General features: G+C 50.1%; 22 protein-coding genes. 7 read left to right on the top strand and 15 right to left on the bottom strand.

Annotation, left to right across the window (positions count from 1 at the left end):
• Window positions 1-28 precede the first annotated feature (28 nt).
• Window positions 29-1,348: an aminotransferase class V-fold PLP-dependent enzyme gene (locus tag RBH76_06265; GenBank protein ID WMJ85018.1), complete on the bottom strand. Its 1,320-nt coding sequence runs from the start codon at window positions 1,346-1,348 to the stop codon at window positions 29-31.
• The gene (locus RBH76_06260; protein ID WMJ85017.1) at window positions 1,345-2,409 is read right to left on the bottom strand and encodes a peptidoglycan bridge formation glycyltransferase FemA/FemB family protein; all 1,065 of its coding nucleotides are present in this window, start codon (window positions 2,407-2,409) and stop codon (window positions 1,345-1,347) included. Before RBH76_06260 ends, RBH76_06265 begins: the two co-directional genes overlap by 4 nt.
• 170 nt (window positions 2,410-2,579) lie before the next feature.
• Here RBH76_06260 and RBH76_06255 point away from each other — a divergent pair, with 170 nt between their 5' ends.
• The 6 genes from RBH76_06255 to RBH76_06230 all read left to right on the top strand — a co-directional run bounded on the left by RBH76_06255 (window position 2,580) and on the right by RBH76_06230 (window position 7,161).
• Window positions 2,580-3,464, top strand: a complete 885-nt coding sequence (locus RBH76_06255) for a hypothetical protein (GenBank protein ID WMJ85016.1) — start codon at window positions 2,580-2,582, stop codon at window positions 3,462-3,464.
• Between the two features lie 13 nt (window positions 3,465-3,477).
• Complete coding sequence (locus RBH76_06250; GenBank protein ID WMJ85212.1) at window positions 3,478-3,795, top strand: MGMT family protein; 318 nt, start codon at window positions 3,478-3,480, stop codon at window positions 3,793-3,795.
• 122 nt (window positions 3,796-3,917) lie between these two features.
• Window positions 3,918-4,340: a pyridoxamine 5'-phosphate oxidase family protein gene (locus tag RBH76_06245; GenBank protein ID WMJ85015.1), complete on the top strand. Its 423-nt coding sequence runs from the start codon at window positions 3,918-3,920 to the stop codon at window positions 4,338-4,340.
• Window positions 4,341-4,529: 189 nt separating this feature from the next.
• Window positions 4,530-5,300, top strand: a complete 771-nt coding sequence (locus RBH76_06240) for an ABC transporter ATP-binding protein (GenBank protein WMJ85014.1) — start codon at window positions 4,530-4,532, stop codon at window positions 5,298-5,300.
• On the top strand, window positions 5,287-6,108 hold the full coding sequence (locus RBH76_06235; GenBank protein ID WMJ85013.1) for an ABC transporter permease: 822 nt from the start codon (window positions 5,287-5,289) through the stop codon (window positions 6,106-6,108). The genes RBH76_06240 and RBH76_06235 overlap by 14 nt, the downstream gene beginning before the upstream one ends.
• Window positions 6,109-6,144: 36 nt before the next feature.
• Window positions 6,145-7,161, top strand: a complete 1,017-nt coding sequence (locus RBH76_06230; protein ID WMJ85012.1) for an ABC transporter substrate-binding protein — start codon at window positions 6,145-6,147, stop codon at window positions 7,159-7,161.
• Between the two features lie 198 nt (window positions 7,162-7,359).
• Here RBH76_06230 and RBH76_06225 read toward each other — a convergent pair whose 3' ends face one another.
• The 4 genes from RBH76_06225 to RBH76_06210 all read right to left on the bottom strand — a co-directional run bounded on the left by RBH76_06225 (window position 7,360) and on the right by RBH76_06210 (window position 12,583).
• Complete coding sequence (locus RBH76_06225) at window positions 7,360-8,538, bottom strand: amidohydrolase (protein WMJ85011.1); 1,179 nt, start codon at window positions 8,536-8,538, stop codon at window positions 7,360-7,362.
• Window positions 8,539-8,547: 9 nt separating this feature from the next.
• Window positions 8,548-9,732: an amidohydrolase gene (locus RBH76_06220; GenBank protein WMJ85010.1), complete on the bottom strand. Its 1,185-nt coding sequence runs from the start codon at window positions 9,730-9,732 to the stop codon at window positions 8,548-8,550.
• Between the two features lie 83 nt (window positions 9,733-9,815).
• Complete coding sequence (locus RBH76_06215; protein WMJ85009.1) at window positions 9,816-11,021, bottom strand: hypothetical protein; 1,206 nt, start codon at window positions 11,019-11,021, stop codon at window positions 9,816-9,818.
• 269 nt (window positions 11,022-11,290) lie between these two features.
• The gene (locus RBH76_06210) at window positions 11,291-12,583 is read right to left on the bottom strand and encodes an L-serine ammonia-lyase, iron-sulfur-dependent, subunit alpha (GenBank protein WMJ85008.1); all 1,293 of its coding nucleotides are present in this window, start codon (window positions 12,581-12,583) and stop codon (window positions 11,291-11,293) included.
• A 348-nt stretch (window positions 12,584-12,931) separates the two neighbouring features.
• On the opposite strand from RBH76_06210, the gene RBH76_06205 reads away from it, so the two are divergent.
• A complete protein-coding gene (locus tag RBH76_06205; protein WMJ85007.1) occupies window positions 12,932-14,677 on the top strand; it encodes a sigma 54-interacting transcriptional regulator in 1,746 nt (581 codons plus the stop codon).
• 155 nt (window positions 14,678-14,832) lie between these two features.
• Here RBH76_06205 and RBH76_06200 read toward each other — a convergent pair whose 3' ends face one another.
• The 9 genes from RBH76_06200 to RBH76_06160 form a co-directional block, all read right to left on the bottom strand.
• Entirely contained in the window at window positions 14,833-14,952 is a 120-nt protein-coding gene (locus tag RBH76_06200; protein WMJ85006.1) for an OadG-related small transporter subunit, read from the bottom strand.
• A 15-nt stretch (window positions 14,953-14,967) separates the two neighbouring features.
• A complete protein-coding gene (locus RBH76_06195) occupies window positions 14,968-16,089 on the bottom strand; it encodes a sodium ion-translocating decarboxylase subunit beta (protein ID WMJ85005.1) in 1,122 nt (373 codons plus the stop codon).
• Window positions 16,090-16,522: 433 nt separating this feature from the next.
• Window positions 16,523-17,842 (bottom strand): uracil-xanthine permease family protein, encoded by a 1,320-nt coding sequence (locus RBH76_06190; GenBank protein ID WMJ85004.1) that lies wholly within the window; start codon window positions 17,840-17,842, stop codon window positions 16,523-16,525.
• Window positions 17,843-18,495: 653 nt separating this feature from the next.
• Window positions 18,496-18,858 (bottom strand): cupin domain-containing protein, encoded by a 363-nt coding sequence (locus tag RBH76_06185; GenBank protein WMJ85003.1) that lies wholly within the window; start codon window positions 18,856-18,858, stop codon window positions 18,496-18,498.
• Between the two features lie 13 nt (window positions 18,859-18,871).
• Complete coding sequence (locus RBH76_06180) at window positions 18,872-19,921, bottom strand: class B sortase (GenBank protein WMJ85002.1); 1,050 nt, start codon at window positions 19,919-19,921, stop codon at window positions 18,872-18,874.
• A gap of 475 nt (window positions 19,922-20,396) precedes the next feature.
• A complete protein-coding gene (locus tag RBH76_06175; GenBank protein ID WMJ85001.1) occupies window positions 20,397-21,455 on the bottom strand; it encodes a hypothetical protein in 1,059 nt (352 codons plus the stop codon).
• Window positions 21,452-22,444, bottom strand: coding sequence for a phosphodiester glycosidase family protein (locus tag RBH76_06170; GenBank protein ID WMJ85000.1), 993 nt, complete (start codon window positions 22,442-22,444; stop codon window positions 21,452-21,454). Before RBH76_06170 ends, RBH76_06175 begins: the two co-directional genes overlap by 4 nt.
• A gap of 27 nt (window positions 22,445-22,471) precedes the next feature.
• Window positions 22,472-23,536 carry a bifunctional glycosyltransferase family 2/GtrA family protein gene (locus tag RBH76_06165; GenBank protein WMJ84999.1) on the bottom strand — a complete coding sequence of 355 codons (1,065 nt, stop codon included), beginning with the start codon at window positions 23,534-23,536 and terminating at the stop codon, window positions 22,472-22,474.
• A gap of 5 nt (window positions 23,537-23,541) precedes the next feature.
• Window positions 23,542-24,915 (bottom strand): PIG-L family deacetylase, encoded by a 1,374-nt coding sequence (locus RBH76_06160; protein ID WMJ84998.1) that lies wholly within the window; start codon window positions 24,913-24,915, stop codon window positions 23,542-23,544.
• Window positions 24,916-25,106: the final 191 nt, after the last annotated feature.

Here is a 25,106-nt window from a genome sequence, read left to right as displayed (position 1 = left end):
GACTCAAAAAGTCACTTTTTCTTTGTTATTATTTTACCACAAAAAGAGATGTTATGCCAGCAGACTTTAACGTAGTGGCTGTCGTTTGATCTAAAATTTCCCCCGGCATGAGCAGAGCCACCCCCGGTGGACAGGGCGATACCGGAGCGGCGGCAATGCGCCCCAGTGCATCCAATAATGACAGGCGTTCTGCGGGGGAGAGCACCGCGCGACGCAGCGGTAGGAGGTGCTGTGGCTGGTGGACTGGCAGCGAAAGCGATGGCGCTTCGTGCAAAGCTGGCAGGTGAGCTATGAGTTTTTCCACTGGTGTGAGATTGTTTTGTGGCCCGGGGATGAGCACAATGTGCCGTGGCGAGAGGTATTCAGCCTCGATACCGCAGTCTTGCAGCAGTGACAGGGCGGTGTCGCGCTGCCCTTCGGCGAACAGCAGCGATATGCGCACAGGATCGACGGGGGCCTGCAAATTCGCACAGGTCGCCCAGATGCCTTTTTCTAGCGCGAGACTCCGCAACTGAGCAACTGATTGCGCCAGCGCGGTATAGCTGCTCTTGAGCACTTCCCATTGTGGCAGCAGCAGATCGGCCGAAAGCATGACAAGATAGGAAGGCGACGTGGAACCGAAGGTAGCCATCCGCCGCCGGGCTTCATCAGCTAGGGTGCCATCCTTCAGGTGCAGTAGTGCCGCGCCGGTTAAGGCGGGCAACGTTTTGTGCAACGAGTCACAGCAGGCGTCAACCCCAAGCGCTATCGGGTGAAGATTATCGAAAAAAATCAGATGTGCGCCGTGGGCGTTATCGACCAACAGCGGCTTACCATGGCTGTGGGCAATGGCCGAAATAGCCTTGATATCACATAGCGTACCGAAATAATCCGGGCTGGTTAGATAGACGGCCGACACACCCGGATTTTGTAACAGTGCAGCTTCGACTGCCTGCGGCGAGATGCGCGCAGGGGTTTGCACGCCGGTGATTTCATCGGGGGACAGCCAGACCGGCTCAAGATTTAAAACTGCTGCCGCGTTGACCGCCGCATGGTGTGCCGCGCGGGTCATGAGTACCTTTGACCCCTCCGGGCAATGCAGTGCCAGCATGGCTTGAATGCACAGGGTGCTGCCACCGGCTGACAGAAGTGTGGCTCCGCTGCCGTAAAGGTTGGAAAAGAGCGCCTCGGTTTCCACCGGCGCGCCCTCACCGTCATAAAGGCAGCCGGTGTCGGGCAGTTCGGTGACATCAAAGGGCGCGCAACCATCTAGCGGGGTGGGCAGCAGACCTTTGTGCCCCGGCATATGCAACCGTTCGCGCTTTTTATCAAGATAGCGGCCAAGCGCCGCCAAAAGCGGTGACTTCATCGGGAAAGACTGCGCTTTAGCTTGCGCAGCCGGTCATTAAGGGCGATGGCGTGATTAACCATTTTGGTAGCCACAGGGCGATAGGTGTAGTCAAACTCACCCAACAGGGCATCAATCTGTCCGTTGAATCCGCGCTTAAAACGGTAGAGACCATACATGTGGTTGCCCTCCTCCTCAAGGTTCCCCGATATGCCCTGAAAATCGTAGACGGTGCAGTCGGTTTCAATAGCCCAGCGGATCATTTCCCATTGCAGAAGGTAGTTGGGCATGACCTCGCGGTGATTGTTGTCAGAAGCGCCGTAGACATAGCAGGTCTTGTCACCAAAATTAGTGGTGATCGCCCCGGCAATGGCCTGACCTTCGTAAAACGCCATATATAGGCGGGCGTGCTCACCCAACGCCTCTAAAAAACGCAAAAAATAGGCACGGGGACGCACGGCGAAGCCGTCCCGTTCGCCGGTGACAGCCATGAGGCGGACAAAGTCGTCAAGATACTCCTCGCCGACAACTTTTACTGTTACGCCAAATTTAATCGCCTTGCGCAGGTTGCGGCGGGTCTGCTGCGTAAGGTTTGCCAGAAGCGCCTCTTCGTCGCGGCCATTGAGGTATAAGCGATAGTTAAAGCGCGCCTGAATGCCCTCGAAGCCATCGGGGCCATAGGAGCGGACAAAGCCCATCGCCTTGGCGATGCGGCAGAATTCTGTATTATCCTCGGGCGCATCGGGATCCATTTTAAAAACGTGGGCGTGATACTTTTTCGCCAACGCATCCACGCCCGCTTTAAGCTGGCGCAACGTCACCTCATCGTGCAGATCACAGACAGGGCCTCGCGGCGCATATAAAAAGCAACTGCCAATCAAAGGTATTTTTTGTATCAGAATCGAAACTGAACCGATGATTTCGCCCTTGTCATCACGGCAGGCCACCGCCTCAAAACCCCAGTTGTTTTTGACCTTGCGCCAACTGCTGCACTGGGTAAAGCTGCCCTGCGGATGATTTTCTACGAAGCGATCAAGCGCTTCATATTGCTCGGGCTGAAGAATTTCAAAAATACGAAACACATCCTTGTTATTTATTAAACGGTGGAGAAAGCGGTCAAACCGCCGACCCCGTCCGGAGCGTTTTAACACTCTCATTATGGCATAAAATACTGCCAAATAAAAGGGCATTATGCTGTAAACCCACGTACTTTATGTTATAATTATCATAACATCGACAGGGAGTGAGTGACATGAAGCAGTTAGAAGAAAAAAGCGGTTATGGATTTGGCACGATACTCAAACTGACGGCCGTATTAAGCGCGATTCTGGCATTGTTATGTTTTGCAGCGCCCTCTGTGCGCAAAAGCGATGCACTGCGCACCACCGGCGAAGCGACGATGAACGAGATGCGCGCAGCCGTCACCGTCGTTTCTTATTATTCCGCGCAGCAGATTGGCGCGCTCGCTGAAGAGCCGACCATTAACGCTAATTACAAGTTTTTGGCCGGGCTGCTCAGCCAACTGAACACCCAGCAGAATTACCAGAAAAGTTATCTGCTTTACCGGGCCGAAGGCAAAACGCTGCGTTGTCTGGTGGATGGTAGCTATCGCGACAACGCTGAGGCAGGAACCGACTATTTTGCGCCGGGTATGGATTATCCGATTAGCGGCGCTTACAAGCCGGTCAAGACGGTTGTGGATAAAATCTACAGTGGGAAAATCACGGGCGGTTACACCACTGAGCTTGTCACTCGGCAAGATTTTAAAAAGGTTGCTGTGACTTGTCTGCCGGTTTATGGTACAAGTCACGCAGTGGTGGCCGTGCTGTGCGTTGAGACCGACCCTGGTGACACGGCCTATCATATGGCGGGTTCGGTGAACCTTTATTATGCAGGCTTGGCTTTCGTGGCGGTTTTCGCTATATGTTTCTTGTTGCTGACACTTCGCCGAAAATATCTGCTGCATAAAAAGCAAAAGCAGGAGGAGCAGGAACGCCTTGAACAGGAGACTTCGCAGCTCGACGCAGCCAATCTGAGCATGGAGGAAGACGTCCCCGCCGACTCCGCGACCCAGCAGCCCGCCGAGAGCGAAGACGTACAACAGGCGCCGGGCAGCAATATCGATACCTTACAGTAACTGGGAGACAATGATGCAGGAAAAGAGCTTTTTTGACAAGGTCTATGATGTGGTCTGCCGCATACCGCGCGGCAGGGTGACTTCTTACGGGCAGGTGGCGCTGCTTTGTGGTAATCCACGCGCCGCCCGCGCGGTGGGGTGGGCGTTGCACCAGAACCCGCGCCCCGGTGAAATACCCTGTCATCGGGTGGTTAACCGCGAGGGGCGGCTGGCTCCTGAGTTCGCTTTTGGCGGCGCACAGGAACAGCGCCGCTTGTTAGAGGATGAACAGGTTCCGTTTTTGCAGGATGGTTGCGTTGACCTTGCCAAAACGTTCTGGCACGGGGAATAGGCTTATACGGCCTGATAAAGGCTCGTGCGGTTTTATGGGAGATATGGGAGGTCGGCTGAATGAAAGGTACTGAGCCGATATCTTGTCACTGAACCGATCCATATGAAAGGATTGAGTATAAAATGATGCGAGATGCACAACAAACGATTGGCAATCTGATTGATAAGCAGAACGTCGCTTTTATCAGTTCGCTGGACGGCGACGGTTTTCCTAATACGAAGGCCATGCTTCTGCCGAGAAGGCGCGAGGGCATCAAGACATTTTATTTTACCACCAACACATCGTCCATACGCGTCGCGCAATATCGCCAAAACCCGAAGGCGTGTATTTACTTTTGCGACAAAAGATTTTTCCGAGGGGTCATGCTAAAAGGCATCATGGCAGTTTTGGAGGATGCAAGCAGCAAGGAAATGATCTGGCGAGAGGGCGATATCCTTTATTATCCTCAAGGTGTTACCGATCCAGATTACTGCGTACTGAAGTTTACAGCGCAAATCGGCCGTTATTACACTAACTTTCGTTCTGAAGATTTTGTAATTGAATAGCGGCGTTACCTTTCAGCAAGTCCAGTTTTATATGCTGATCGTCACGCACATCAGCCCCACAAACCGTAGAAACTAACCATGTTTCTACGGTTTGTATATTTTATAGTGCAAATAGAGTTATTTTATCCCTTTTGGGAAAGCCACACATTTTCATACTTTGGAATATGATGCTGTGAGGAGGTTTTGCCCATGGATAATTCGATTAAAGCGCCCGAACCTGTGGTGCAGGTAGAGCGCCTTTCTTTAACATATCAGTCGGATGAAGGAGAAATAGAAGCAATACGTGAAATATCCTTCTCGGTATACGAGGGGGAGATTGTCAGCGTCATCGGCCCTTCGGGCTGCGGAAAATCTACGTTGCTCTCCATCGCGTCGGGGTTGCTTGCCCCCACTTCGGGTCGTGTTGACATCAGCGGCGGCGGCAATATTGGTTATATGCTGCAAAAGGACAGCTTGTTTCCGTGGCGCACCATACGCCAGAATGTGCTGCTCGGTGTGGAAATTCGCAGTCAGGATAAAAAGGCTGCCTGTGCCTATGTCGATGATCTATTACATACATACGGTCTGTGGGAGTTTAGGGATAGTTTTCCCCGCCAGCTTTCGGGCGGGATGCGTCAGCGTGCCGCGCTGATTCGCACCCTTGCCGTACGTCCCAAGCTGTTATTGTTAGACGAGGCGTTTTCAGCATTGGACTATCAGACGAGATTGGCTGTCTCCGACGACATCTCATCCATCATTCGGCATGAAAAAAAGACGGCGCTGATGGTAACCCACGATATTTCAGAAGCGGTAGCAATGTCCGATCGGGTCATTGTACTGTCGCGACGGCCGGCCATCATTAAATCGGTGTATGATATTGAATTTGCTGAGGGACGTGGTACACCGATGCAATGCCGTGAGCGGGCGGAATTCCGCAATTATTTCAACAGCATCTGGAGGGATATCGATGTTCATATCTGAAAACGCTGTTTCGCCCGCGCGCGAGGCGTGGCTCAAAAGGCGGCGGCGCGACCGGCTGCTGGTGGGGGTTGCAAAGGCAGGCCTGCTGGTCTCGCTGCTTTTCTTTTGGGAAATTGCTGCTCGCACCGGTATGATCGACCCATTTATTACAAGTTCTCCGTCGCGGTTCATGCTCAGCATTGGTCGTTTGGCGGCCAGGGGAGAATTGTGGCAGCATATCTGGGTCACAACGCTTGAGGCGATTGCGGGTTTTTGCTGCGGGACGATTCTTGGCACCATCATCGCCATTGTGCTGTGGGGTTCGAGTTTTCTTTGTCGTGTACTGGAGCCTTATCTCGTTGTGCTCAACGCACTGCCTAAAATCGCACTCGGACCTATTTTTATTGTGTGGATCGGCGCACGCCCGATGGCAATTGTGGTTATTGCGCTTTCCATTTCGTTGGTGGTTACAGTGCTTGAGGTACTCGGTGGCTTTGTTTCTACCGACCCTGATATGATTCGCTTGGTGCAAACCTTTGGTGCGGGTAAATTACAGGTACTAAGAAAAGTGGTACTACCCGCCAATCTGCCAACCATTATCGGCTCACTTAAAGTTAACGTTGGCATGTCGTGGGTCGGCGTCATTGTCGGTGAATTTTTGATTTCCAAGGCCGGGTTGGGCTATCTCATCGTCTATGGCAGTCAGGTTTTTCAGCTCGATCTTGTAATGGCGAGCGTAGTAATTTTATCTTTTATTGCCACTTTGATGTACTTTTGCATACAGTATATAGAAAAGCTGCTTTCCCGGCGTAGGGGGGCCGTGCGCTGAGTGCCGGGCAGCACATTAATAATTGGAGGTAGGTCAATGAAAAGCAGAGTGATTTCGGTGATGCTGGCGATGGGTGTTACCGCCGCGTTGTTTGCAGGCTGTCAGACAAAACCTACAAACAACCAGAAGGAATTGACAAAAATTACTGTGAGTGAAGTGACCCACTCGGTGTTCTATGCGCCGCAGTATGTAGCAATCTCTCAGGGGTTTTTTAAAGAAGAGGGACTGGATGTTGAGCTGATCAACGGACAGGGTGCCGACAAAGTTATGACTGCGGTCGTCTCCGGTCAGGTGGATATTGGCTTCTCAGGGCCTGAGGCCGCTATCTATGTCTTAAAAGAGGGCAAGGCCGATTATCCGATGGTGTTTGCTCAGCTGACCAAGCGCGATGGTTCGTTCCTGATTGGGCGCAAGCCTGACGACAAATTTACTTTTGATAAGCTCAAGGGTTCGCATCTCCTCGGTGGGCGCAAGGGCGGTGTGCCGCTTATGACGCTGCAATACGTCCTGAGAAAACAGGGTCTTGATCCGACAAAAGACTTGAATGTCGACTCCAGCGTGCAATTTGCGCTGATGGCTGGCGCTTTCACCGGTGGACAGGGCGATTATGTCACGCTGTTTGAGCCGACCGCTTCCTCGGTTGTGCGCGAGGGCAAGGGTCATATTCTGGCTTCTATCGGCGAGCTCTCAGGCGAAATTCCCTATACATGCTATTATGCGACCAAGAGCTATATCGAAAAGAACCCCGATGTGATTCAACGCTTTACCAACGCCATCTATAAGGGCCAACTTTGGGTGAAGAACCATTCCGCAGCCGAGGTGGCCGAGGCGATTTCCGAGTTCTTCCCCGATACCGATTTGGCACTACTTGAAACAGTTTGCCAGCGTCACGCTGACATTGACGCCTTCATGAGCGACCCGCTGTTGGTGCCAGATGCGCTCGACCGCCTGCAGACGGTGATGGAGCAGGCAGGTGAGTTGAGCGGCCGCGTCGATTATGATAAACTGGTGAACACCACCTTTGCTAAAAAGGCAATGGAAACAATTAAATAAAGATGTGATGAGAGAACAAAGCAGGCGCAGGTAAATTTAATTTTGCCTGCGCCTGCTTTGGGTTTTGGTTGAAAGTTTTTTTAAGTACAGTGGTTGGATTTTAAATTTGCAGCTTTGCATTTTGTTTGTAATTACGCTAAATTAAAAGAGGGCCTGGGCAATCATTTTGCCAAGGTCCCCTTTTTATGATGGATGATATTACTGGTTTAAAAAGTCATAGGCAAACTGCGCTGCAATGGCTGAACCGTGGTGCAGGGCATCTTCATCCACTGTAAAGCATTCGTGATGGTTAGAAAGTTCAGAACCGGGCACCTTGTCGCTACGCGCGCCGAGGAACCCATAAATGCCGGGGGCTTCGTCCATAAGGAAGGAGAAGTCCTCCGATCCGGTTAGCTTTTCAAAGTCGACGAGAATGTCATCACCAAAAAGTTTGGTAGCAGCGTTACGCCCTATCTCCACCAACTCCGCGTTGTCGTTGATGACGGCGTTGCACAGGTAATTATACTCAAGTTCCGCTGTGCAACCATAGCAGGCCGCAGTTTGTTCAGCAATACTGCGGATACGCTCCTCGACGGTGTCGCGAAACGCGCGGCTGAAAGTACGTACTGTGCCGTCCATGCTAACCTTATCGGCGACGATGTTAAAGCGTTGTCCGCCGTCAAAGGTGCCGATGGTGACCACCAGTGCATTGAGCGGGTCGTTGGCGCGGCTGGCAACCGACTGCAGGTTCATGATAATGGCGGCGGCAGCCACAATGGCATCATTGCCTAGATGCGGGGCCGAGCCGTGGGCAGCCTTGCCCTTGACCGTCAGTGTGAAAGCGTCAGCCGAAGCCATACGCTCACCGTGCTGTAAACTGAAGCGGGGGGCATCTACCTGCGACCAAATGTGCATGCCAAACACGGCATCCACATCTTTCATCAAACCCTTTGAAATATATTGCTTGGCGCCCTGAGCCACTTCTTCAGCGGGCTGGAAGAAGAACTTGACTGTTCCAGCCAGCTCGTTTCTCAGCTCCGAAAGAATTTTGGCGGCGCCGAGCTGCATTGAAATGTGGCAGTCGTGGCCGCAAGCATGCATCTTACCAGGGTTTTTAGAGGCGAAGGGCAGGCCGGTCTGCTCGTTGACGGGCAAGCCATCGATGTCAGCACGCAGAACGACGGTTTTGCCTGGTTTTGCACCCTTTAATATGCCGATGCAGCCGGTTAACCCCTCATGGGTTAAGACTTCGATGCCGTCAATAGCATTCAAACGTTCAACGATATCGGCAGTGGTGTTCACCTCTTGCAAAGGTAGTTCGGGATGGGCATGAAAATGACGACGCTGTTCAATGATATAGCCGTCATATTTTTCGGAAAGATCCTTGATGTTAACCATGGAGAAACCTCACTTTTCATTTGCTTTTTCAGCAAGAAAATCGACTGCGAACTGCGCATACAGCGCTGCACCATGATGCAGAGCATCCTCATCCACGGTGAATTTATCATTATGGTTGGAATAGATGATGCCTTTTTCGGGATTGAGCGCTCCGATGAAACCATAGAAACCGGGCACCTTCTCCATAAGAACAGCAAAATCTTCTGAGCCGGTCAGTTTGGGCATGGTGGTGAGAATTTCTTCGCCATAAAGCTTAATCGCGGCGTCGCGCGCGATGCGGGTAAGATCGTCATGGTCGTTGATGACCGGGCCAAGATAAGCCCGATAGTCCAGCGTTGCCTTGCAACCGAGCGCTTCGGCGGTACAGGTGATAATCTTCTCTATTTTTTCTTTGATGGTAGTGCGGAATTCACGCGAGTAGGTGCGTATGGTGCCTTCCATCTCGACGTGGTTGCCGATGATGTTAAAGCGTTGCCCGCCCTTGACGGTGCCGATGGACACCACCAGCGTGTTAAGTGGATCATTGACGCGGCTAACAAAGGTTTGCAGGTTCATAATCACCGAGGCTGCCGCGACAATGGCGTCATTGCCCAGATGCGGGGCCGACCCGTGTGAGCTGGTGCCCTCAATGGTGATTTTAAAGTTGTCACAGGAGGCCATACGCCCGCCCGACTCAAGGCTCATGAGCGGGGCTTTCAGCGTGCCCCAGATGTGCATACCAAAGATAGCGTCCACGTTATCGAGTACGCCGTTGTCTACATAATATATTGCGCCGTAGCAGGATTCCTCGGCAGCTTGGAAAAAGATCTCGACATCGCCGCAAAGCTCATCCTTGACGTCGTTAAGAATCTTTGCCGCGCCAAGTAGCATTGAAATATGCGCGTCATGTCCACAGGCATGCATTTTACCTTCGTTCTGAGAAGCAAAGGGCAGGCCAGTGGTTTCGACGCTCGGTAATGCATCAATATCGGCGCGCAGCATGACGGTTTTGCCCGGTTTTCCGCCCTTGATGTGTCCGACGAGACCGTTGTAATCCGGGAAAGTGGTTACCGGAATGCCCATATCCGCAAGTCTCTCGCACAGAGCCTTGGTAGTCTCAACCTCTTCAAAAGAAAGCTCGGGATGTGCATGAAAATATCGGCGCTGCTCGATGATATAATCGTCGTATTTTTCAGCCAGTTGTTTAATATCCATCTGCATAATTTCCTTTCTAAAAGTATTAAATGAAGAGCGCGGCGAAACGCGCCTTTATGGCAGCACCGCCGCGCCCAATGCAATTACAACAGATTTACAAAGATTCCGGCGATGACGACGGAGGTTATTGTAACGGTTACAAAACCGCCAACGATCATCTGGGGAAGCATCATATCCATGAGATATTTGTGTTCCTGCTCATTCTCGGCCAACGCCTTGACCGACTCCTCGGTGAGAATATAGTTGGGGGGGAAGCCGTACAGCGCAGTAAGCGAAGTGGCAAATGCCATCTCCCAACTGACGCCGAGGAATCTGCCGACAACGATGGAGAGTACGCCCATGCCGAATACGCCTATGACGATGATAATAAGCATTGGGCCTATGCAGGAGGCCAGCATTTCGGGTGTGGCGTTCTTCAGGCCGTCAAAAACGTAAATCATCAGCACGAACATCAAAAAGCCGTAGGAACCTGCTTTTTGCAGCGAGTTTTTATCCAAAAATCCGATTTCGGTGAACACGATGCCGAGGATTAGAGTGATAACCGCTTGATTGACCTTGCCGCCGGTGAGTGCCGAAAGACGGTTGGCCAGATAGGCGACGGCCAGTAACTTCAACAGGATGAATGCCGTCGAGGAATATTTTTCTGGCATGGGGGGAATCAGGCGCTTCTTGGGAGCCTCTTCTACCTTCATGTTGCCGGCGTCGGAATCGACGCCACCCGTAGCGATAGCGGCCTTGACTTCGCCCTTGCGGAAGGAGGCCAACAGTTTACGGCCTTCCTTTTTAAGCAGAATAGCGGTGAGAGGGTAACCGACAAAACCCTGAATGCAGTACATGGCAATTGCCAGCACCGATGCAGTCATCAGGCCCTTTTCAGCGGCAGCAGCCTGCATCATGGTTGCGGCGACAATACCACCGGTGAGGGGCGGAAGCCCTGCGATGACATATTCGCGGCCGGCAATAGGCATTGCCACAAACCAGCAAAGCACGACCATACCGATCAGACCGGCGAGGGTAATGCAGATAATTTTCCACTGTTCAAGCAACTGCTTGATGCTGATAATGGTACCCATGTGGGTGATGCATAGCATGATGACGATCAAACCGCCGAGGGGTGGCCCCATACCGGCTAGGGCGACGATGTCCTTCGGGAAGAAGGTCCAGAAACCCAGCAGGAATAGACAGGCAATGACGAACACCGATGGTATCCAGGCCTTGGTTTTGGTTCCAATGAACTCGCCTATGTAATAAATGGCGGCCAGAACCAAAAATGCTAACAAACTGTTCATGTGCGTTCCTCCTCTAAAATCTAGTTGTCTATTGCGTATGCCGCCTCAAAGCGCATCGCGCGTAGCGCAGCATTACGTCCCACAAAAGGACTGTCGGCATTGTGGTTCTGCAAATGCAGGCAGTCAAGTCTGTGCAAGGGAGAAGAATAAGCTCGAGCTTTAGATGCCCGTGTGCTGTTGCTTGTCGTCGGGCATGAAATCGCCCCGCAGCGCGGACTTATATATCGCGTAAAAGAGGGAATTGTCGTGAGATAGGACCTACTTTTAGACTAGATACACTTATGCAGCATGACGTCGAGAATAATATTATCCGTGTTACTCATGCCAATATTTGAAACCTGCGCGAGGTTTTGAATTGTGTCCTCGGCAGTTGCGCCCAGAATACCGTTATTAGCAGGAATAGAAATTCCTTGTAGGGCCATGCCTGCCGCATCAACCGCAGCGTCGGAGGCAATAGAAAGCTTATAAGAGCAGCCTAGCTTTGCACCATCGCAAATCATACCGGAGATACCCGCGACCATATTGTTGATAGCGTCACAGACCTGCTGTGTACCCCCATCTCGCAGATAAACAAGACCGGCGGCACAACCCACACCTGCCGCCACACCGCAGCCGCACACGGGGGAAAGCGAACCGAGGTAGGACTTGACATAGATTGTAACCAGATGGCTCAAGGCCACGGCACGCAGAATTTTTTCCTTTTGGCAGCCGATACTTTCGCCGATGATGGCGATAGGCAAAATGGCGACCAGCCCGTGGTTACCACTCCCTGCACTGCTCATAACCGGCAGCGGACAGCCCGCCATGCGGGCCTCGGAGGCGGCAGCAGTGAGCGCTTTGGCGCGCTCGGCAGGCGATGCGGCATTGCCCGCAAAGAAGCGGCCCATACCGATGCCGAAGTTCTGGGCGATGCCGGCTTCGGCAATGCGACGGTTCATGACAATACCGTCCTCAATAAAAGCGATCTCCTCCGCTGGGACGGTGTCACACAGCGCCACGAGCTGCGCAATGGTGAATTCTTGAATTCGGCTACGCAGGTCGGCTGCTGGGGCGGCCTTTTGCTCAGTGGCTTGTGGTGCGGCACCGCGGGTATCGAGCAACACTTTGCCATCCTTTTCTTCATAAACGATATTGGTGTGAAGCTTTTGAATGATCACCTTGGCTTGAGAGGTAACACCGTACATATCTACCTTAATGCTCAAGCCCTGTGCCGCCTCGTCCAGCGACAGTGCAATGATCTTTTTGGCGGACAGCTCGGTCGCGGCGGGAATATCGGCGTCGCGCACGTCGCGCAGAACTTCCAGTCCGTATTCCGACTTTCCGATCACCAACGCCAGCGCTGCCGCAAAGACAATGCCGTGCTCGTTTGTTCCGGGAATGCCAACATCCATACCGTTTTTGAGAACGTTTTTATCAACCTGTATCGTAACCTGTGTCGGCGACTCTCCCAAAAGCTCCTTTGCTCTGGCGACAGCCAGCGCCACTGCGCCTGGTTCGGTGCAACCAAGGGCCGGTGTAACCTGATTTTTAAGGATTTGTATAGCAAGGTTATAATCTTGCATGGTATACCCTCCCGATTTAATGATTTTTATGCGGATACATAGATTGTTACTGCAAAAATCATGCCAATCGGTAGAAAGAGCTGAGGAAAATTTGTAGAAACCGCGCCAAAGGCCGTTTTTAATAAAATATTCGGCAATAAAAAATTTATACTTCGGCAAAAGGACTTTTATATTGTACATCATAATTTAATATTCGCAAAGAAAGAATTGAATAATTTTCATATATAGTAAAATTATTATCATAATTGATAATCAATTATATGGACAAAGCAACACCCTACTGATAGAATTAAATTAACAAACAGCGCTGTAAAGGACTAAAAATATTGGTGCCAGGAGGCAATTGTCATGAGCATTTTAAAAAGCATTCAGCCGGAGCTTCAACATATTGTGGATGCCATGTGTGCAGTGGCCAACATCGATATCACCATTGTGGATCATAACCTTAGCCGCATGGCCGGGACGGGACGACTTTCGCTTGAGCATGGCAGTCCGGTGCCCGAAAACTCGGCGTTTTCACATTGTCTTGCTACCGGTAAACAGTATTATATCAGCGATCCAGACGACAACCCAGTCTGCCGCGGGTGCAGTAAATTCGGCCGCTGTGGTGAGCTAGCTGAGCTATGCATACCGATAAAGCTGGGCGGCAAAACAATCGGTGTGCTGGGAATATGCGCTTTTTCAGAGCATGCACGCGATAATTTTGTGAGAAATTTCAAGAACTATATTCAGTTTGAAAATCAGCTTTCACTCATTATATCCTCGATGCTCAATGAGCATCGCTACGGCATGCTGGCCGAACATCAGTCCTCCGAGCTGGACACGCTCATCAATGCCATCGACCGTGGTATTGTCATTTTGTCGGAAAACGGCAGCCCTGTGACGATAAACCGCTATTTGATGGATAGACTGGGGTTCTCGGCTCACACCATTCCCAATTTTGAAATGCTAGTGGGAAAGAAAAATGCCGAATGGATGCGCAACAAAGGATTTGAGGGTGAATTTGGCCCGGTGCGGTTGGCCGGAGATGATTATATTATCAGCGCGAACCCAATATTTTTACGCAAGCAGCAGGTCGGCGTCGTGTTGGTATTTTCTGATTTTGGAAAAATGCAGGCTTCGGTGCTACAGGCTGAGCGCAAAAGTGAAGTAGTTAACTTTTCGGCCATTATCGGCGAGAGTGAGGTGTTAAGCCGGGCACGTAGTCAGGCACAAGAGGTTGCCGGAACCGACGCTTCGGTGTTTCTTTACGGCGAGACTGGCGTTGGCAAGGAGGTGTTTGCCCGCGCCATTCACTTTGCCAGCCGCCGCAAAAGTGACGTGTTTATGCCGATAAACTGCAGCGCGATACCAGATGCGCTGATTGAGAGTGAGCTTTTCGGCTATGAAAAAGGAGCATTTACTGGTGCTGCCACCTCTGGAAAGCTTGGACTGCTTGAAATATGCAAAAATGGTACGCTGTTTCTGGACGAAGTAGGCGATATTCCCCTTTCGATGCAGATTAAGCTGTTGCGCACCATCGAAGAAAAGGAAATCATGCGCGTGGGCGGGTCGCGTCCACTGCGAGTCAATCCACGCGTGATTTCAGCAGCGCAATCTGACCTACATCAATTGCTGGAGGAAAAGAATTTTCGAAAAGACTTGTTTTATCGCTTAAACGTGGTGCCGATTCACATCCCGCCACTGCGTGAACGTGGTGGGGATATTATGCTGCTGGCAAACGTATTCTTAAAGCGTTATTGCAGCGTTTATCAGAAGGATATCGCGGGCTTTACCGACTCTTGCGCACAGCTTTTGCAGCGGTACGACTTTCCTGGAAATATTCGAGAGCTTCGAAATATCGTGGAATATGCCGTGTTGTTTGAGCGTGGGCGGTATGTCACGACCGAGTGCATTTGTGAAAAACTATCGCTTTCAAGAAAGAGCGACCTGACGCTGGCTGAGCAACTCAGGGAATTTGAACGTGCTGTGATTGAACGCGAACTATTGCAGGCGGGGGACTCACTTCGCGCCAAAAAGGAGATCGCACAGCGGTTGGGTATCAGTTTGACAACACTCTACCGAAAGATGGGGCTCAGCGAAGATTTTGCTTAAACTATTGATGTTAACGCACCGCTGACAAGCGTAACACGGAGAAGAAATAAATAAAGAACCGCAAAAGTGAAGGCTCACTTATTGCGGTTCTTTTAGTTAATTGTAATTGGTATCGCAGGGGGGGCGGGCTCGCTCAATACCCTATGCAACTTATTTTATTTAAAAAACTTAGTGAGTGCTACAATCGACAGCCATATCAAAACAATGACGAGAAAGACACCGGCCATACCTTGCCCGGCAAGCGGCAACACATCTATTAAAGCTTGAACATTCATTTATTTATGCCCTCCTTATCGCGCGACCAGGCTCAAAATCATACCGCCCGCAATGACCGAAGCAATTTGCCCCGAGACGTTTGCGCCAATGGCATGCATGAGCAAAAAGTTTTGGTTATCCTCCTGCTGACCCATTTTGTGTATGACACGAGCCGACATGGGGAAGGCGCTGATGCCGGCTGCGCCGATCATGGGATTAATTTTATCTTTTAAGAAGAGGTTTAGTACCTTGGCAAACAACACACCGCCCACCGTGTCAAAGATGAAGGCGACCAAACCAAGACCTAAAATCATTAATGTCTGAGGGGTAACAAATAGGTCAGCGCGCATTTTGGAAGCCACAGTCAAGCCTAAAAACAGCGTAATAAGGTTGGCCAAAACATCCTGAGCCGTCTGCGACAAACTGCCGAGAACACCGCATTCGCGCACCAGATTGCCGAACATCAAAAAACCGATGAGAGCAACTGAGCGGGGTGCGGCGATGCCCGCGATTATAGTAACAATGATTGGGAATAGAATTTTTACCCGCTGGGAGACACTGTCCGGCGCATATTTCATACGGATACGGCGCTCAGACTTGGTGGTGATGATGCGAATAATCGGCGGTTGTACAATCGGCACCAGCGCCATGTAGGAGTACGCGGCCACCATGATTGCGCCGATGTAATTGCTCTGAAAGAAGTTTGCCACGACAATAGCGGTGGGGCCGTCGGCCGCACCGATTATACCGATAGACGCGGCGTCCTTCAAATCAAAGCCCAGAAGGACGGCAAAGCCGAGGGTAAAAAATATGCCAAACTGCGCCGCGGCACCGAATAGTAGCATCTTGGGGTTTGAGAGCAGCGGGCCAAAATCGATCATCGCCCCGATGCCGATAAACAGCAGCAGCGGGAACAGCTCATTGGAGATACCTGCTCGGAACAGTACATCGATTGCGCCCTCTTCCAGTTCGCCGTTATAGAACTGGTCGATGACCCCTGAGAAGGGCAGGTTGACTAAAATCGCGCCAAAACCCATTGGCAGCAACAGCGTGGGCTCCATCCCCTTTTTGATCGCGAGGTAGATTAGCAGGCCGCCGATGATCCACATAATGACCTGTTGTGGCGTAACCGCAATTAGATTCTCTAGGATTATCATTGCAATTCCTCTTTCCGCATATTGTTGTTTACTTGTGGCCAACAAAAAAGACTTTTGCCACCACATGCGACAAAAGTCTTGCTTTTTAATTCGTGCGCGGAAGGCTTTCCCCTCGTACTGACGCGCTACGCTACATCAAAAAAATGATGCAAGCTACTCCCTTTTATTTGATATAGTATAGCTTTATATAATGAAAATGTCAATTATATCATGACCCGATTTTATAAAAAAATGCAGTTGGCTTTTCCAACGTCTTGACAACTCAAAAGTCGAGATACTGAAAATTGCGGAGACTTCAGAGCTTTTGGTGAAAGTGAATTTTGTATGTGTCACCTAAGGTGACAAAATGAGCACAGACTCCAACAAAAATATTGGCGCAACAAAATTTCAGATAAGTAAAAGCCGCCGAAAATTCGGCGGCTTAAAACATTGATTAAACTTTAAAAATGACGGCCTGGCTACCCTCTGAGGGCGCATTAAACTCGTAAGAATTTCCGGGCAGAATCGCATTTAAAGCAATACCAGCGATTGCAGCAAGTGCCAGACCCGAAAGGGTAACCGAAGCACCTGCAAGGGTAAAGGTGATGCCGCCAATCGCATTAAAGCCCAGCGCCGACACCAGAATGACCGCGGCGATAATCAGGTTGCGCGAGACGGTGAAATCGACCTGATTTTCAACGACATTACGTATGCCGATGGCAGAAATCATGCCGTAAAGAATCAGCGAAACGCCGCCAATGATTGCAACGGGAATGGTGTTGACCAAATCGGCAAATTTGGGAAAGAAGGAGAGCAATACCGCCGAAACAGCCGCGATTCGGACAACGCGGGGATCATAAACCTTGGTGAGCGCCAGAACGCCAGTATTCTCGCCGTAGGTAGTGTTAGCAGGGCCGCCAAATAGAGCGGAGAGCGAAGTGGCAAGGCCGTCACCAAGCAGTGTGCGGTGTAGTCCAGGCTCGTGGATATAATTTTTGCCGGTCGTAGCGGAAATGGCCGAGATATCACCGATATGCTCCATCATAGTAGCAAGTGCGATCGGCATTATGGTGATGATGGACGAAGCATCAAACTTTGCCAGCATCAAAGGTGCCATGGCGATGATACGATCCTCGGCGACCACGGCCGTAAAATCGACCGCATTGGTCAGCAGAGCAACGATATAAGAAACAATAATACCTAAAATAATGGGGACGATTTTAACCATGCCCTTACCCCAAATGTTGCAGACGATGATTGTGCCCAGCGCGATAAATGCAAGCAACCAGTTGGAGGAACAGTTTTTAACGGCTGAAGGCGCAAGAATCAGACCAATGGAAATGATGATGGGACCGGTGACAACCGGCGGGAAGTAGCGCATAACCTTTTTGGCACCAAATGCGCGAATGAACGCTGAGCATAAAACATAGACTATGCCCGCGCAAAACACGCCGCCACAGGCGTAAGGTAGCATTTCTACGTTGGGCTTGCCGTCGATCATTGGTGCGACAGCGAAGTAGCCGCCTAAAAAGGCAAAAGAGGAACCAAGAAAGACCGGCACCTTACCCTTAGTAAGAAAGTGAAACAACAGTGTGCCCAAGCCGGCCATCAGCAGCGTGGTAGAAACGTCAAGACCAGTGAGCAGCGGCACCAAAACAGTGGCACCGAACATGGCAAAGGTGTGTTGGATTCCGAGAATCAGCATTTTGGGCCAGCCGAGCTGTCGGGCGTCGAAAAGACCCTCATTGCCGATGACTTTCATTTGTTCACTCATCAAAATTTCTCCTTTTCTATCTCAATTTACAACATTTTTACATAAGGGAAGCCCAGCGGTCACCTGACCGCCACTTTCAGCGTTTCCGATATACGGATCTGATGCGCCCTTTTGGCAAAAATGCGTTGAGTTTTAAACATTCTAAGCCGAAGGAAAACCTAGTTGCCTCAGCCCATAAAAAAAGCATCTATGGCTTTAAAAAAGAAAGCCAAGATGCCGGCAGGAAAAATGGGGAAAGAATAGCACAGACAACGAAATCGAAATCCTCGTCTTCAGATGGCGCGCCATGTGATCCCCTCCTTTTCAAAAAACGCGAACTAATTTTTTAGCCGCGTGTTTCTTGCTGCACAACATCATACCAAAACAAAACTCGTTTCGCAACTATTTTGACCAAAATGTATTGAAAAACTGCAAATTTTCGTTAATGCACAAAGAAAAGATGTGATTTAGATAGAAATTTGTCAGACCTAATGGATGAAAGTTGCAAATTGTTGTAGCGACAACCCTTTAAAAGTTTGACCTAAAAATGTTTGATCATCCTGCAATAATGCATGTAATGTACGGCGAAAAAATGCGTTTAAAAATACCAGAGAAAAGCGCTGCTGCGAAATTTAATTTCCGCAGCAGCGCTTGTTTTTTAATTTTTATAAAAATTACTGCTTTTCGGGGTTTGGAAAACCGATAAACGCCATAAAGGTCAAATCGCTGTTGCTGGTATTGATCAGGCAGTGCTTTTCACCGCTGCGGCAGAGGGCAACATCCCCTGGAAAAACCTTGACGACGGTGCCGTTGTCGTGATATTCACCTTCACCGGCCATAATAAGATAAACCTCATATTCGTCGTTGTGGGCGTGTTCGGCAATCAGTGCCCCAGGTGGCAGCGTAATCTGAGAAAGTAATTTCCCAGCGCCGAGCAGGTCTTTTGCCGGCGTAATCTCAAGCTTGTTAAAATCTGGCGTGCCTGCTTTCTGCGCAGGAACAACAGTGGCCTGGCGTTCAGAATGACGATATATCATATTATTTCACCTCTTAAAGATTCGGAAGAACGGGGTTGGGATTGGTGGTAACACCGACTTCCTTTAGGGTCTCGCCGCTGCGCAACAGACGAGCCATGACAACAAAGCGCTGCTTGTCGCTTGAGCCGTATGCTCTGGTGCAGGTGGACATGGTTAAGATCTTATCGCTGGTGGAAACCTCAATATTAAAGTTGTGTCGGCTACGTGCCTTGGCGCCGCTGATGATGGCGGAAAAGCCCGCGTCAGTGGGGTTGGGCTCAATGTAGTTAAACGAAACGTCGGTATAGAAAGCTGCAAAAATCACCCAGGTCATCTCCTGTGACTCGGTAGAGAACCAGAGGTAGGGGTAGGCTTTGGCAAAGTTGAGATAGTGATAGGCAGCCAACTGCCCAAACATCACATCGCTGGCATTGCCAATACGCGGTGCTGCCGAGTAGTTGGTCCAGTTATGACCAAACAGCACGGTGTTTTTAGAGAGACCGGCAGATCCGGTTCCAAATTTACAGGTAGAACCGGCGTAAATCACACCATCTCGGCTGGTCTGCCGATAAATATTTTTATCCAAATAGTAATGAGGGTTATAACCGCTGGCGCTTTGCAAAACAGGGTAGTTAATGTTGGTGCCCGGAATCTTGAGCCAGGCCTTAACATCGGCGTTAATTTGCTTGTAGCTTGGAATATTGGCCTTGCCGCTGGCGCCCATGATAGTAGGGTCAAACGTTGCTGGCAGAGTGTTGGAAACAGCTGCTGTGGAGGAAGATGCCTTGGAAGAAGAGGTTGCGACGTTGCTCGAGGATGCTGGAGAGGAGGAAGATGCTTCAGAAGAGGAAGCGGGCTCGCTCTCGCTAGAAGAGGAGGATTCGGGTTCGCTCTCAGATACATCAGAAGAGGACGAAGGTTCACTGATCGATTCCGATGTACTGGAGGAGGGTTTCTCAGTGACGTCACTTTTCTTCAAAAGCGATACCCCGATGCTGACAGCTACAATGAATATCAGCAGTGCAAGGGCGACGATGACGATGGAGGACATAGGCGACTTTTTTGCCATACGGTTCTTTGCCATAGTTTTGCTTCACCTCATAATGAAATTTTCTATCAGCCGTTATAAAGGCATTTAACGCAAATAAGTATAGCACAATTTAAATCCTATGAAAAGTGAAAAAGGAATATATTACAAACAAAATGCCATGTTCCGTCAGGTAATCTAGCTATTTCAACATAATCGATAAGTTTACAGCCATTTCCGCTCTAATATTGACGCGCATAACGGAGATGAGAAACTAAGATTCCAAAGGTTTATATTCTAAAAATACAGATGTCGGCTGAGCAAAAATACGAATCCGGCCGATAACAAGCAAAAGCGCTTTATCGTTGGAAATTTTTGACTACACATTAGTTTTTTATACCCAAATTCTGCCTTATTGCGCTGGGGTGTTTTGCATATGAAAAACGGTACCTGTAGTAGCACTTATAGTGCTGATGAAAATGATAGCGCCCCTCATTTCATTGAGCGGCGCTGTTTTTAAAATTGTATTATTTTAGAGCACTACGAGATTAGCCACCCGCCAACCATTATTGCCTAACACAAAATACATCGTGTATTTTGATGGGTATGTATATTCATGACGGCTCATCTTGATCCAATAATCAAATGAAATATCACAAGAAACATGTCGATCATCAAAGGCGCTCCAGTTGGAAAATTTAGCATTTTTAAAAGCATATTGGTCGTGCGCATTATACCAGCCGTTATAAAACTGCCTCAAATGAGTGTAATAGCTCGATTCGGGCAAGAAAAATGGCAGCACCTCATCCAGCGTGGCATCATTGGTGATGTATTTGGCGTAGGCGCAAGCCGCCTGTTCACCGAACTCAGACAGCTGTGCAATCACCTGTTCGCTGGGCGAAAGACAGACCGAAATGCTGTTTTCAAACTGTGAGACTGAACAGGCGACGCCGTTGTTGGCGGAAGCCGTAACCTCCGGGGGTAAAAAAAGACCATCAAATCGATAGACCTTAGCTGCTGCTGGAGCGAGTGCATCCGGCAGTGTGCCAAATGGGCTTGTGGTTTGGGTATCCGTCACAAGCACGCTGTCATCCGGTTCAACGCCGTTGACAAATAAGTGTACAGATGGTGGCGTCTGTATCGTATAGCTTTGCGGTGTGGGAGAAAGCACATCCAGTCGTTCGGTACTCCAGATATCCATACCGTGACGACCACCGCCTTTTTGGCAGTGCAGCAAAAGCGTTGCCACCGGCTTATCGCCGCAGTCGATCTGCCAACTGTTTTCGCCGCTCCGAGAGATTGAAAACTCGCCGCCGTTATAGCTTTTTTGAGCCGCACGAGCAAAGCTTTCGGCTGTTTCTAACTCAGAAAGCGGCACCTGACCCAGACTTATAATTTCTTCAAAACGCTTTTCTTCAAAGAGTGATAGCACATTTTGCGCCATATATTCTGGGCGGGAATGTTCATAAGCTAAAGCGATATTGTAAACACGCACCATGCCACCGACGGCCAGCGCAGCGCAAAATGCATGCAACATCAACGCAAAAACAACAAAAATATAGTTGATTTCAGAGGCTACTTTTGTTTTCATGATGCCACCTGCTTTACTAAAATGGCAGTTGGTAGCTTGCGAGATCCGTAAAGTGAAGCACAGACATTGAGAATTTCATCATTATAGACCATTAAAGTGGAAGAACCACCGTCGAGATTGGCGGCGTTGACGGCGCCATACTGCAGCATGACGTCGATTAAATCTTTGTAATTAGCGCCGATACTGTGCGCCTGCCTGCCGTCTATAACCAGCAATAGCACTGCACCGTCGGCTCTCTGACCGATGGCGGTGCGCGGATTCAGACCGCCGCCGGTTCCAAGAATATTGGCGGCTTTTCCGTTGACAATCAGCGCCGGGGTGATGAAGCTGACGGCGTCGCGTACGCCGCGAGCCAGCGCCTGATCCCCAGTCATGGATCCGACTACCAGTTTGTTTTCGCGGTCAAAACCAATAACGATGGAGTGGGCTGCGGGGTCGCCGAAGGTGAGCACACCATTTTGAATGACAATGCCCAACGGGGTACCGCCGTTGCCTACACCGTTTTCATCTGCAAAGCCACCTGCATTGACGCCGGCGGCAGCACCATCGCGCTTGACCATTTCTTCTACCCGCAGGCCGCCGCTCTCCAACCCAAAAGCTGCGGGTGTGGCAACATAAAGCCGAGCGGGGTCGTTGACAACCATCATTTTCCCCTTAAATGTCGGGCCTGAGACATCCTCAATGGTAATAGCATCCAAATTAAAGCGATCCTTTTGATCTGGGATATGCACCAAATCGGAGTCGGTTACCGCATCCGATATTACCACAGCATTTTTGGCCAGTATTATGTCGATTTCCTCTTCCGAAAGAAAAAGACGAACCACAAACTTGGCGGCGCTTGTTTCCATCAGGGTTGATACCGCAAGATCGCGTGCCGCGGGTGAAGGACCGCGAAAGACGACAGCAGAAGCGCCGAAAAGAAAAAACAACCCCCAGAATAGCATAATGCCAAGGCATATTAAGCCTTTTATAAATACGCCTTTTGCCATATAGGGCGTAGCCTCCTTTGGTGGGATTTATTCACTTTGCTCTGAGAACACCCAGTGGCGTTGAATGTTAAAGCTGGCGAAAAATAGTAACGTGTCTATGATGATTTTGGCCAACACGGAACTGCCACCGATGATGAGCGTTAAGCCCCAGACACCCACCCATGAGCAGATAAACTGGAAGAAGCATAGCAGGTAATAACGTGGAAGGGCGCGAGAGAGTGCGCTGTTGCTGCTAAACACCGCCTTTCGGTTAAACGAAAAGTTGACGGCAGAGGATATCGCACGGGAAACGATCGTAGCGATTAGCACCCGCTCTCGTAGGGGTAGCGCTTTCAGCAGTGTGATGGTCAGCCAATAGCAGCCCAGATCCAGTGCAGCGCTAATTCCCGATGAAAACGCAAAAGTGAATATGAGTCGCAGAATGCTCAAAGAGTCAAAAATAGCATGAAAATGCGAACTGGCATTTTCCTCAAGATATATGGTTTGTATTTTGATTTCTTGTACCGGTGTGCGGGTTTTATTTAAAAAAAGCAGCATGTTGGTTTCAAAGTCGAACCGTTCGCCCGCCAGGGTTAATAGGTTGGGCAGCATTTTACGCGGAATAGCCCGTAGCCCGGTTTGTGTATCCGAAAATTTCTGTTTACAAAGCAACTTGAATACCAGCGCGGTGATGCGGTTGCCTAAACGGCTGCGCACAGGCACATCCGGCTGCGAGAAATCGCGCACGCCCAAAATCAAAGCGGAGTCATTTTTAATCAGCGCCTTGGCCAGCGCCACGACATCATCGGGGTGGTGCTGGTTGTCGCCGTCTACTGTCACTGCGCCTATACAGTCCGGGCGGTGCTCCAGAATGTAAGCGAAGGCAGTTTTAAGTGCCCGGCCCTTACCGCGGTTCGTTTCGTGGGTCAGCACGGTGCATTCGGGAAAAGTGGCAATCGTATTAAAATAAGAAGTTTTGTTGGAGGCGCTGCCGTCGTTGACCACAATAAGGTCACAAAACCCGCGCGAAATCAGCCCGTCAACTACGCCAAGTAGTTTATCATCGGGGTTTAGAGAGGGGATTACAACAGCAATCTTATCAAAAGCCGACATTGTCGTCAAACCCTCCTGTTTCTAAAAATAATATAAAGCAATACAGCGATCAGTAACCCCGTCAGCGCAAGCGTCAAGGCCAGCGGAGAGCCAACAAAGGCAAACAGCCGGTCGTTTTGTGCTTCGGGCAAATACTGCACTTTTTCAGGTGGCCTGCTCGGCGCAGGGGCATCGGTTGGGACGACCTCCGTGAGGATGGATTGCGGTTCGGGTTGTGGCTCTGGCTGATTGGCGCGCAGAGTGATATGTTCGAAAATATCGCTTTGCGTATCCGTGCCCACCGCCGAGCGGTATAACCCTAATTTGCGGCAGTCATAGGGGCCGGACTGCTCCACAGAAAAAAAGGTCTGCTGTGACTTATGTGCGGAAAATCCGAGCTGCGCTATTTCAAAAGGAGTCAGCCCGATGAGTTTTTCGCGTGGGACGTCGTCGTTTGTTTTCGGTGTATCCAAATTCAGCACGATCGGATTTTCTTTGTAAAGATGTAAATAAAGCTTGGGGGTATTCCAGCCGTCGGGCATCTCTGCCGCCTTCTCTACAGCTTGGGTAAGTGTATGCGCGTTGAGCATGTGTGCACCGTGGCCGTATTCGCCGTTTAAGTCATGCCCGACGATTACCTGCGGACGAAAGCGATTGATGAGTGAAATTTGATAATCCAAAATCTCCTGCTCGTCATAGATGGTCTTGGCGTGCGCCAAAGAATCGCTGTAGACATCGGGGAAGTCAGGGATGATGGGATAGCGGTCGACACCGATCGCCCAAAGACCGTTGAGCAGCTCGTGTGGGCGGTAGTACTCGCCGTTGTGATTGACCATATAGGCCACCTGAACCACGCAACCGGGGGTGGATGTAGCCGTCGCTAGCGCGCCGCCTAGGAAAAGGTGCTCGTCGTCCGCATGGGTGGGCAGCACAAGAATATCGCAGTCCCCTTCGGCAGGCCGCCAGAGCTGTACCCAGTCAGGTGTGTCGGAACCACCCAGCGCCACGACATCGCACAGCGTAGCCGAACCCTCCCAGGTCAACGTGATGGTGTCGCCAGTTGAATCGGCGAGATTGATCCATTCATGCAGAAAACCCTGCGTTTGTATCGGTTCTTTGCCTTCTACCGTAATGGTGCAGCGCTCTGGTGCGGGTGCGTCCCAAACAAGGTAAAGCCCAGTGATCATGGTGGTATCGCTGTTTTTGAGTGTCAGGCTGCCACCGTCGGTAAAAGCGCGTTTGGTCGTACGGTTGTTATCGCCAAACATCCAGATTTCACTGCCGTCCGAGACGGTAATATCCGGCGAAAGAACCACCGCAGGCGCGGGTGTTGCAGAGCAGGTCAAGGTTAGCAGCACCATTGTGCAAAGTACTGCAAAAAGCGTTATTCTTTTACGCATACAGCGCACCTCCCTTGTTGCTTTGATCGTTCTATATTGTAACACCACCAATATATAAAGTATAGCAATTATGGCATTTAAGTTGCATGGAGTTATAAAAAATTTGTTAAAGTTCTGACTTGACAAGACTTTTTGTTTAAATTTAGATGCTGTCTCATTTTCAAGAAGACGAAGATCATAAGCAACAAATT

The sequence above is a fragment of the Oscillospiraceae bacterium MB24-C1 genome, assembly GCA_030913685.1.
Lineage (GTDB): Bacteria > Bacillota > Clostridia > Oscillospirales > Ruminococcaceae > Yanshouia.
Note: the sequence above shows the minus strand (reverse complement) of the source record. Positions and strands in the feature narration are given on the sequence as shown.

What these genes read in the sequence shown, in the direction of transcription:
- RBH76_06225 (WMJ85011.1), bottom strand. Translation starts at nt 8,538, where the DNA reads ATGGTTAACATCAAGGATCTTTCCGAAAAATATGACGGCTATATCATT.
- RBH76_06220 (WMJ85010.1), bottom strand. Translation starts at nt 9,732, where the DNA reads ATGGATATTAAACAACTGGCTGAAAAATACGACGATTATATCATCGAG.
- RBH76_06190 (WMJ85004.1), bottom strand. Translation starts at nt 17,842, where the DNA reads ATGAGTGAACAAATGAAAGTCATCGGCAATGAGGGTCTTTTCGACGCC.
- RBH76_06180 (WMJ85002.1), bottom strand. Translation starts at nt 19,921, where the DNA reads ATGGCAAAGAACCGTATGGCAAAAAAGTCGCCTATGTCCTCCATCGTC.
- RBH76_06170 (WMJ85000.1), bottom strand. Translation starts at nt 22,444, where the DNA reads ATGGCAAAAGGCGTATTTATAAAAGGCTTAATATGCCTTGGCATTATG.
- RBH76_06200 (WMJ85006.1), bottom strand. Translation starts at nt 14,952, where the DNA reads ATGAATGTTCAAGCTTTAATAGATGTGTTGCCGCTTGCCGGGCAAGGT.
- RBH76_06215 (WMJ85009.1), bottom strand. Translation starts at nt 11,021, where the DNA reads ATGAACAGTTTGTTAGCATTTTTGGTTCTGGCCGCCATTTATTACATA.
- RBH76_06175 (WMJ85001.1), bottom strand. Translation starts at nt 21,455, where the DNA reads ATGAAAACAAAAGTAGCCTCTGAAATCAACTATATTTTTGTTGTTTTT.
- RBH76_06245 (WMJ85015.1), top strand. Translation starts at nt 3,918, where the DNA reads ATGATGCGAGATGCACAACAAACGATTGGCAATCTGATTGATAAGCAG.
- RBH76_06195 (WMJ85005.1), bottom strand. Translation starts at nt 16,089, where the DNA reads ATGATAATCCTAGAGAATCTAATTGCGGTTACGCCACAACAGGTCATT.
- RBH76_06165 (WMJ84999.1), bottom strand. Translation starts at nt 23,536, where the DNA reads ATGTCGGCTTTTGATAAGATTGCTGTTGTAATCCCCTCTCTAAACCCC.
- RBH76_06235 (WMJ85013.1), top strand. Translation starts at nt 5,287, where the DNA reads ATGTTCATATCTGAAAACGCTGTTTCGCCCGCGCGCGAGGCGTGGCTC.
- RBH76_06160 (WMJ84998.1), bottom strand. Translation starts at nt 24,915, where the DNA reads ATGCGTAAAAGAATAACGCTTTTTGCAGTACTTTGCACAATGGTGCTG.
- RBH76_06265 (WMJ85018.1), bottom strand. Translation starts at nt 1,348, where the DNA reads ATGAAGTCACCGCTTTTGGCGGCGCTTGGCCGCTATCTTGATAAAAAG.
- RBH76_06250 (WMJ85212.1), top strand. Translation starts at nt 3,478, where the DNA reads ATGCAGGAAAAGAGCTTTTTTGACAAGGTCTATGATGTGGTCTGCCGC.
- RBH76_06230 (WMJ85012.1), top strand. Translation starts at nt 6,145, where the DNA reads ATGAAAAGCAGAGTGATTTCGGTGATGCTGGCGATGGGTGTTACCGCC.
- RBH76_06205 (WMJ85007.1), top strand. Translation starts at nt 12,932, where the DNA reads ATGAGCATTTTAAAAAGCATTCAGCCGGAGCTTCAACATATTGTGGAT.
- RBH76_06185 (WMJ85003.1), bottom strand. Translation starts at nt 18,858, where the DNA reads ATGATATATCGTCATTCTGAACGCCAGGCCACTGTTGTTCCTGCGCAG.
- RBH76_06240 (WMJ85014.1), top strand. Translation starts at nt 4,530, where the DNA reads ATGGATAATTCGATTAAAGCGCCCGAACCTGTGGTGCAGGTAGAGCGC.
- RBH76_06255 (WMJ85016.1), top strand. Translation starts at nt 2,580, where the DNA reads ATGAAGCAGTTAGAAGAAAAAAGCGGTTATGGATTTGGCACGATACTC.
- RBH76_06210 (WMJ85008.1), bottom strand. Translation starts at nt 12,583, where the DNA reads ATGCAAGATTATAACCTTGCTATACAAATCCTTAAAAATCAGGTTACA.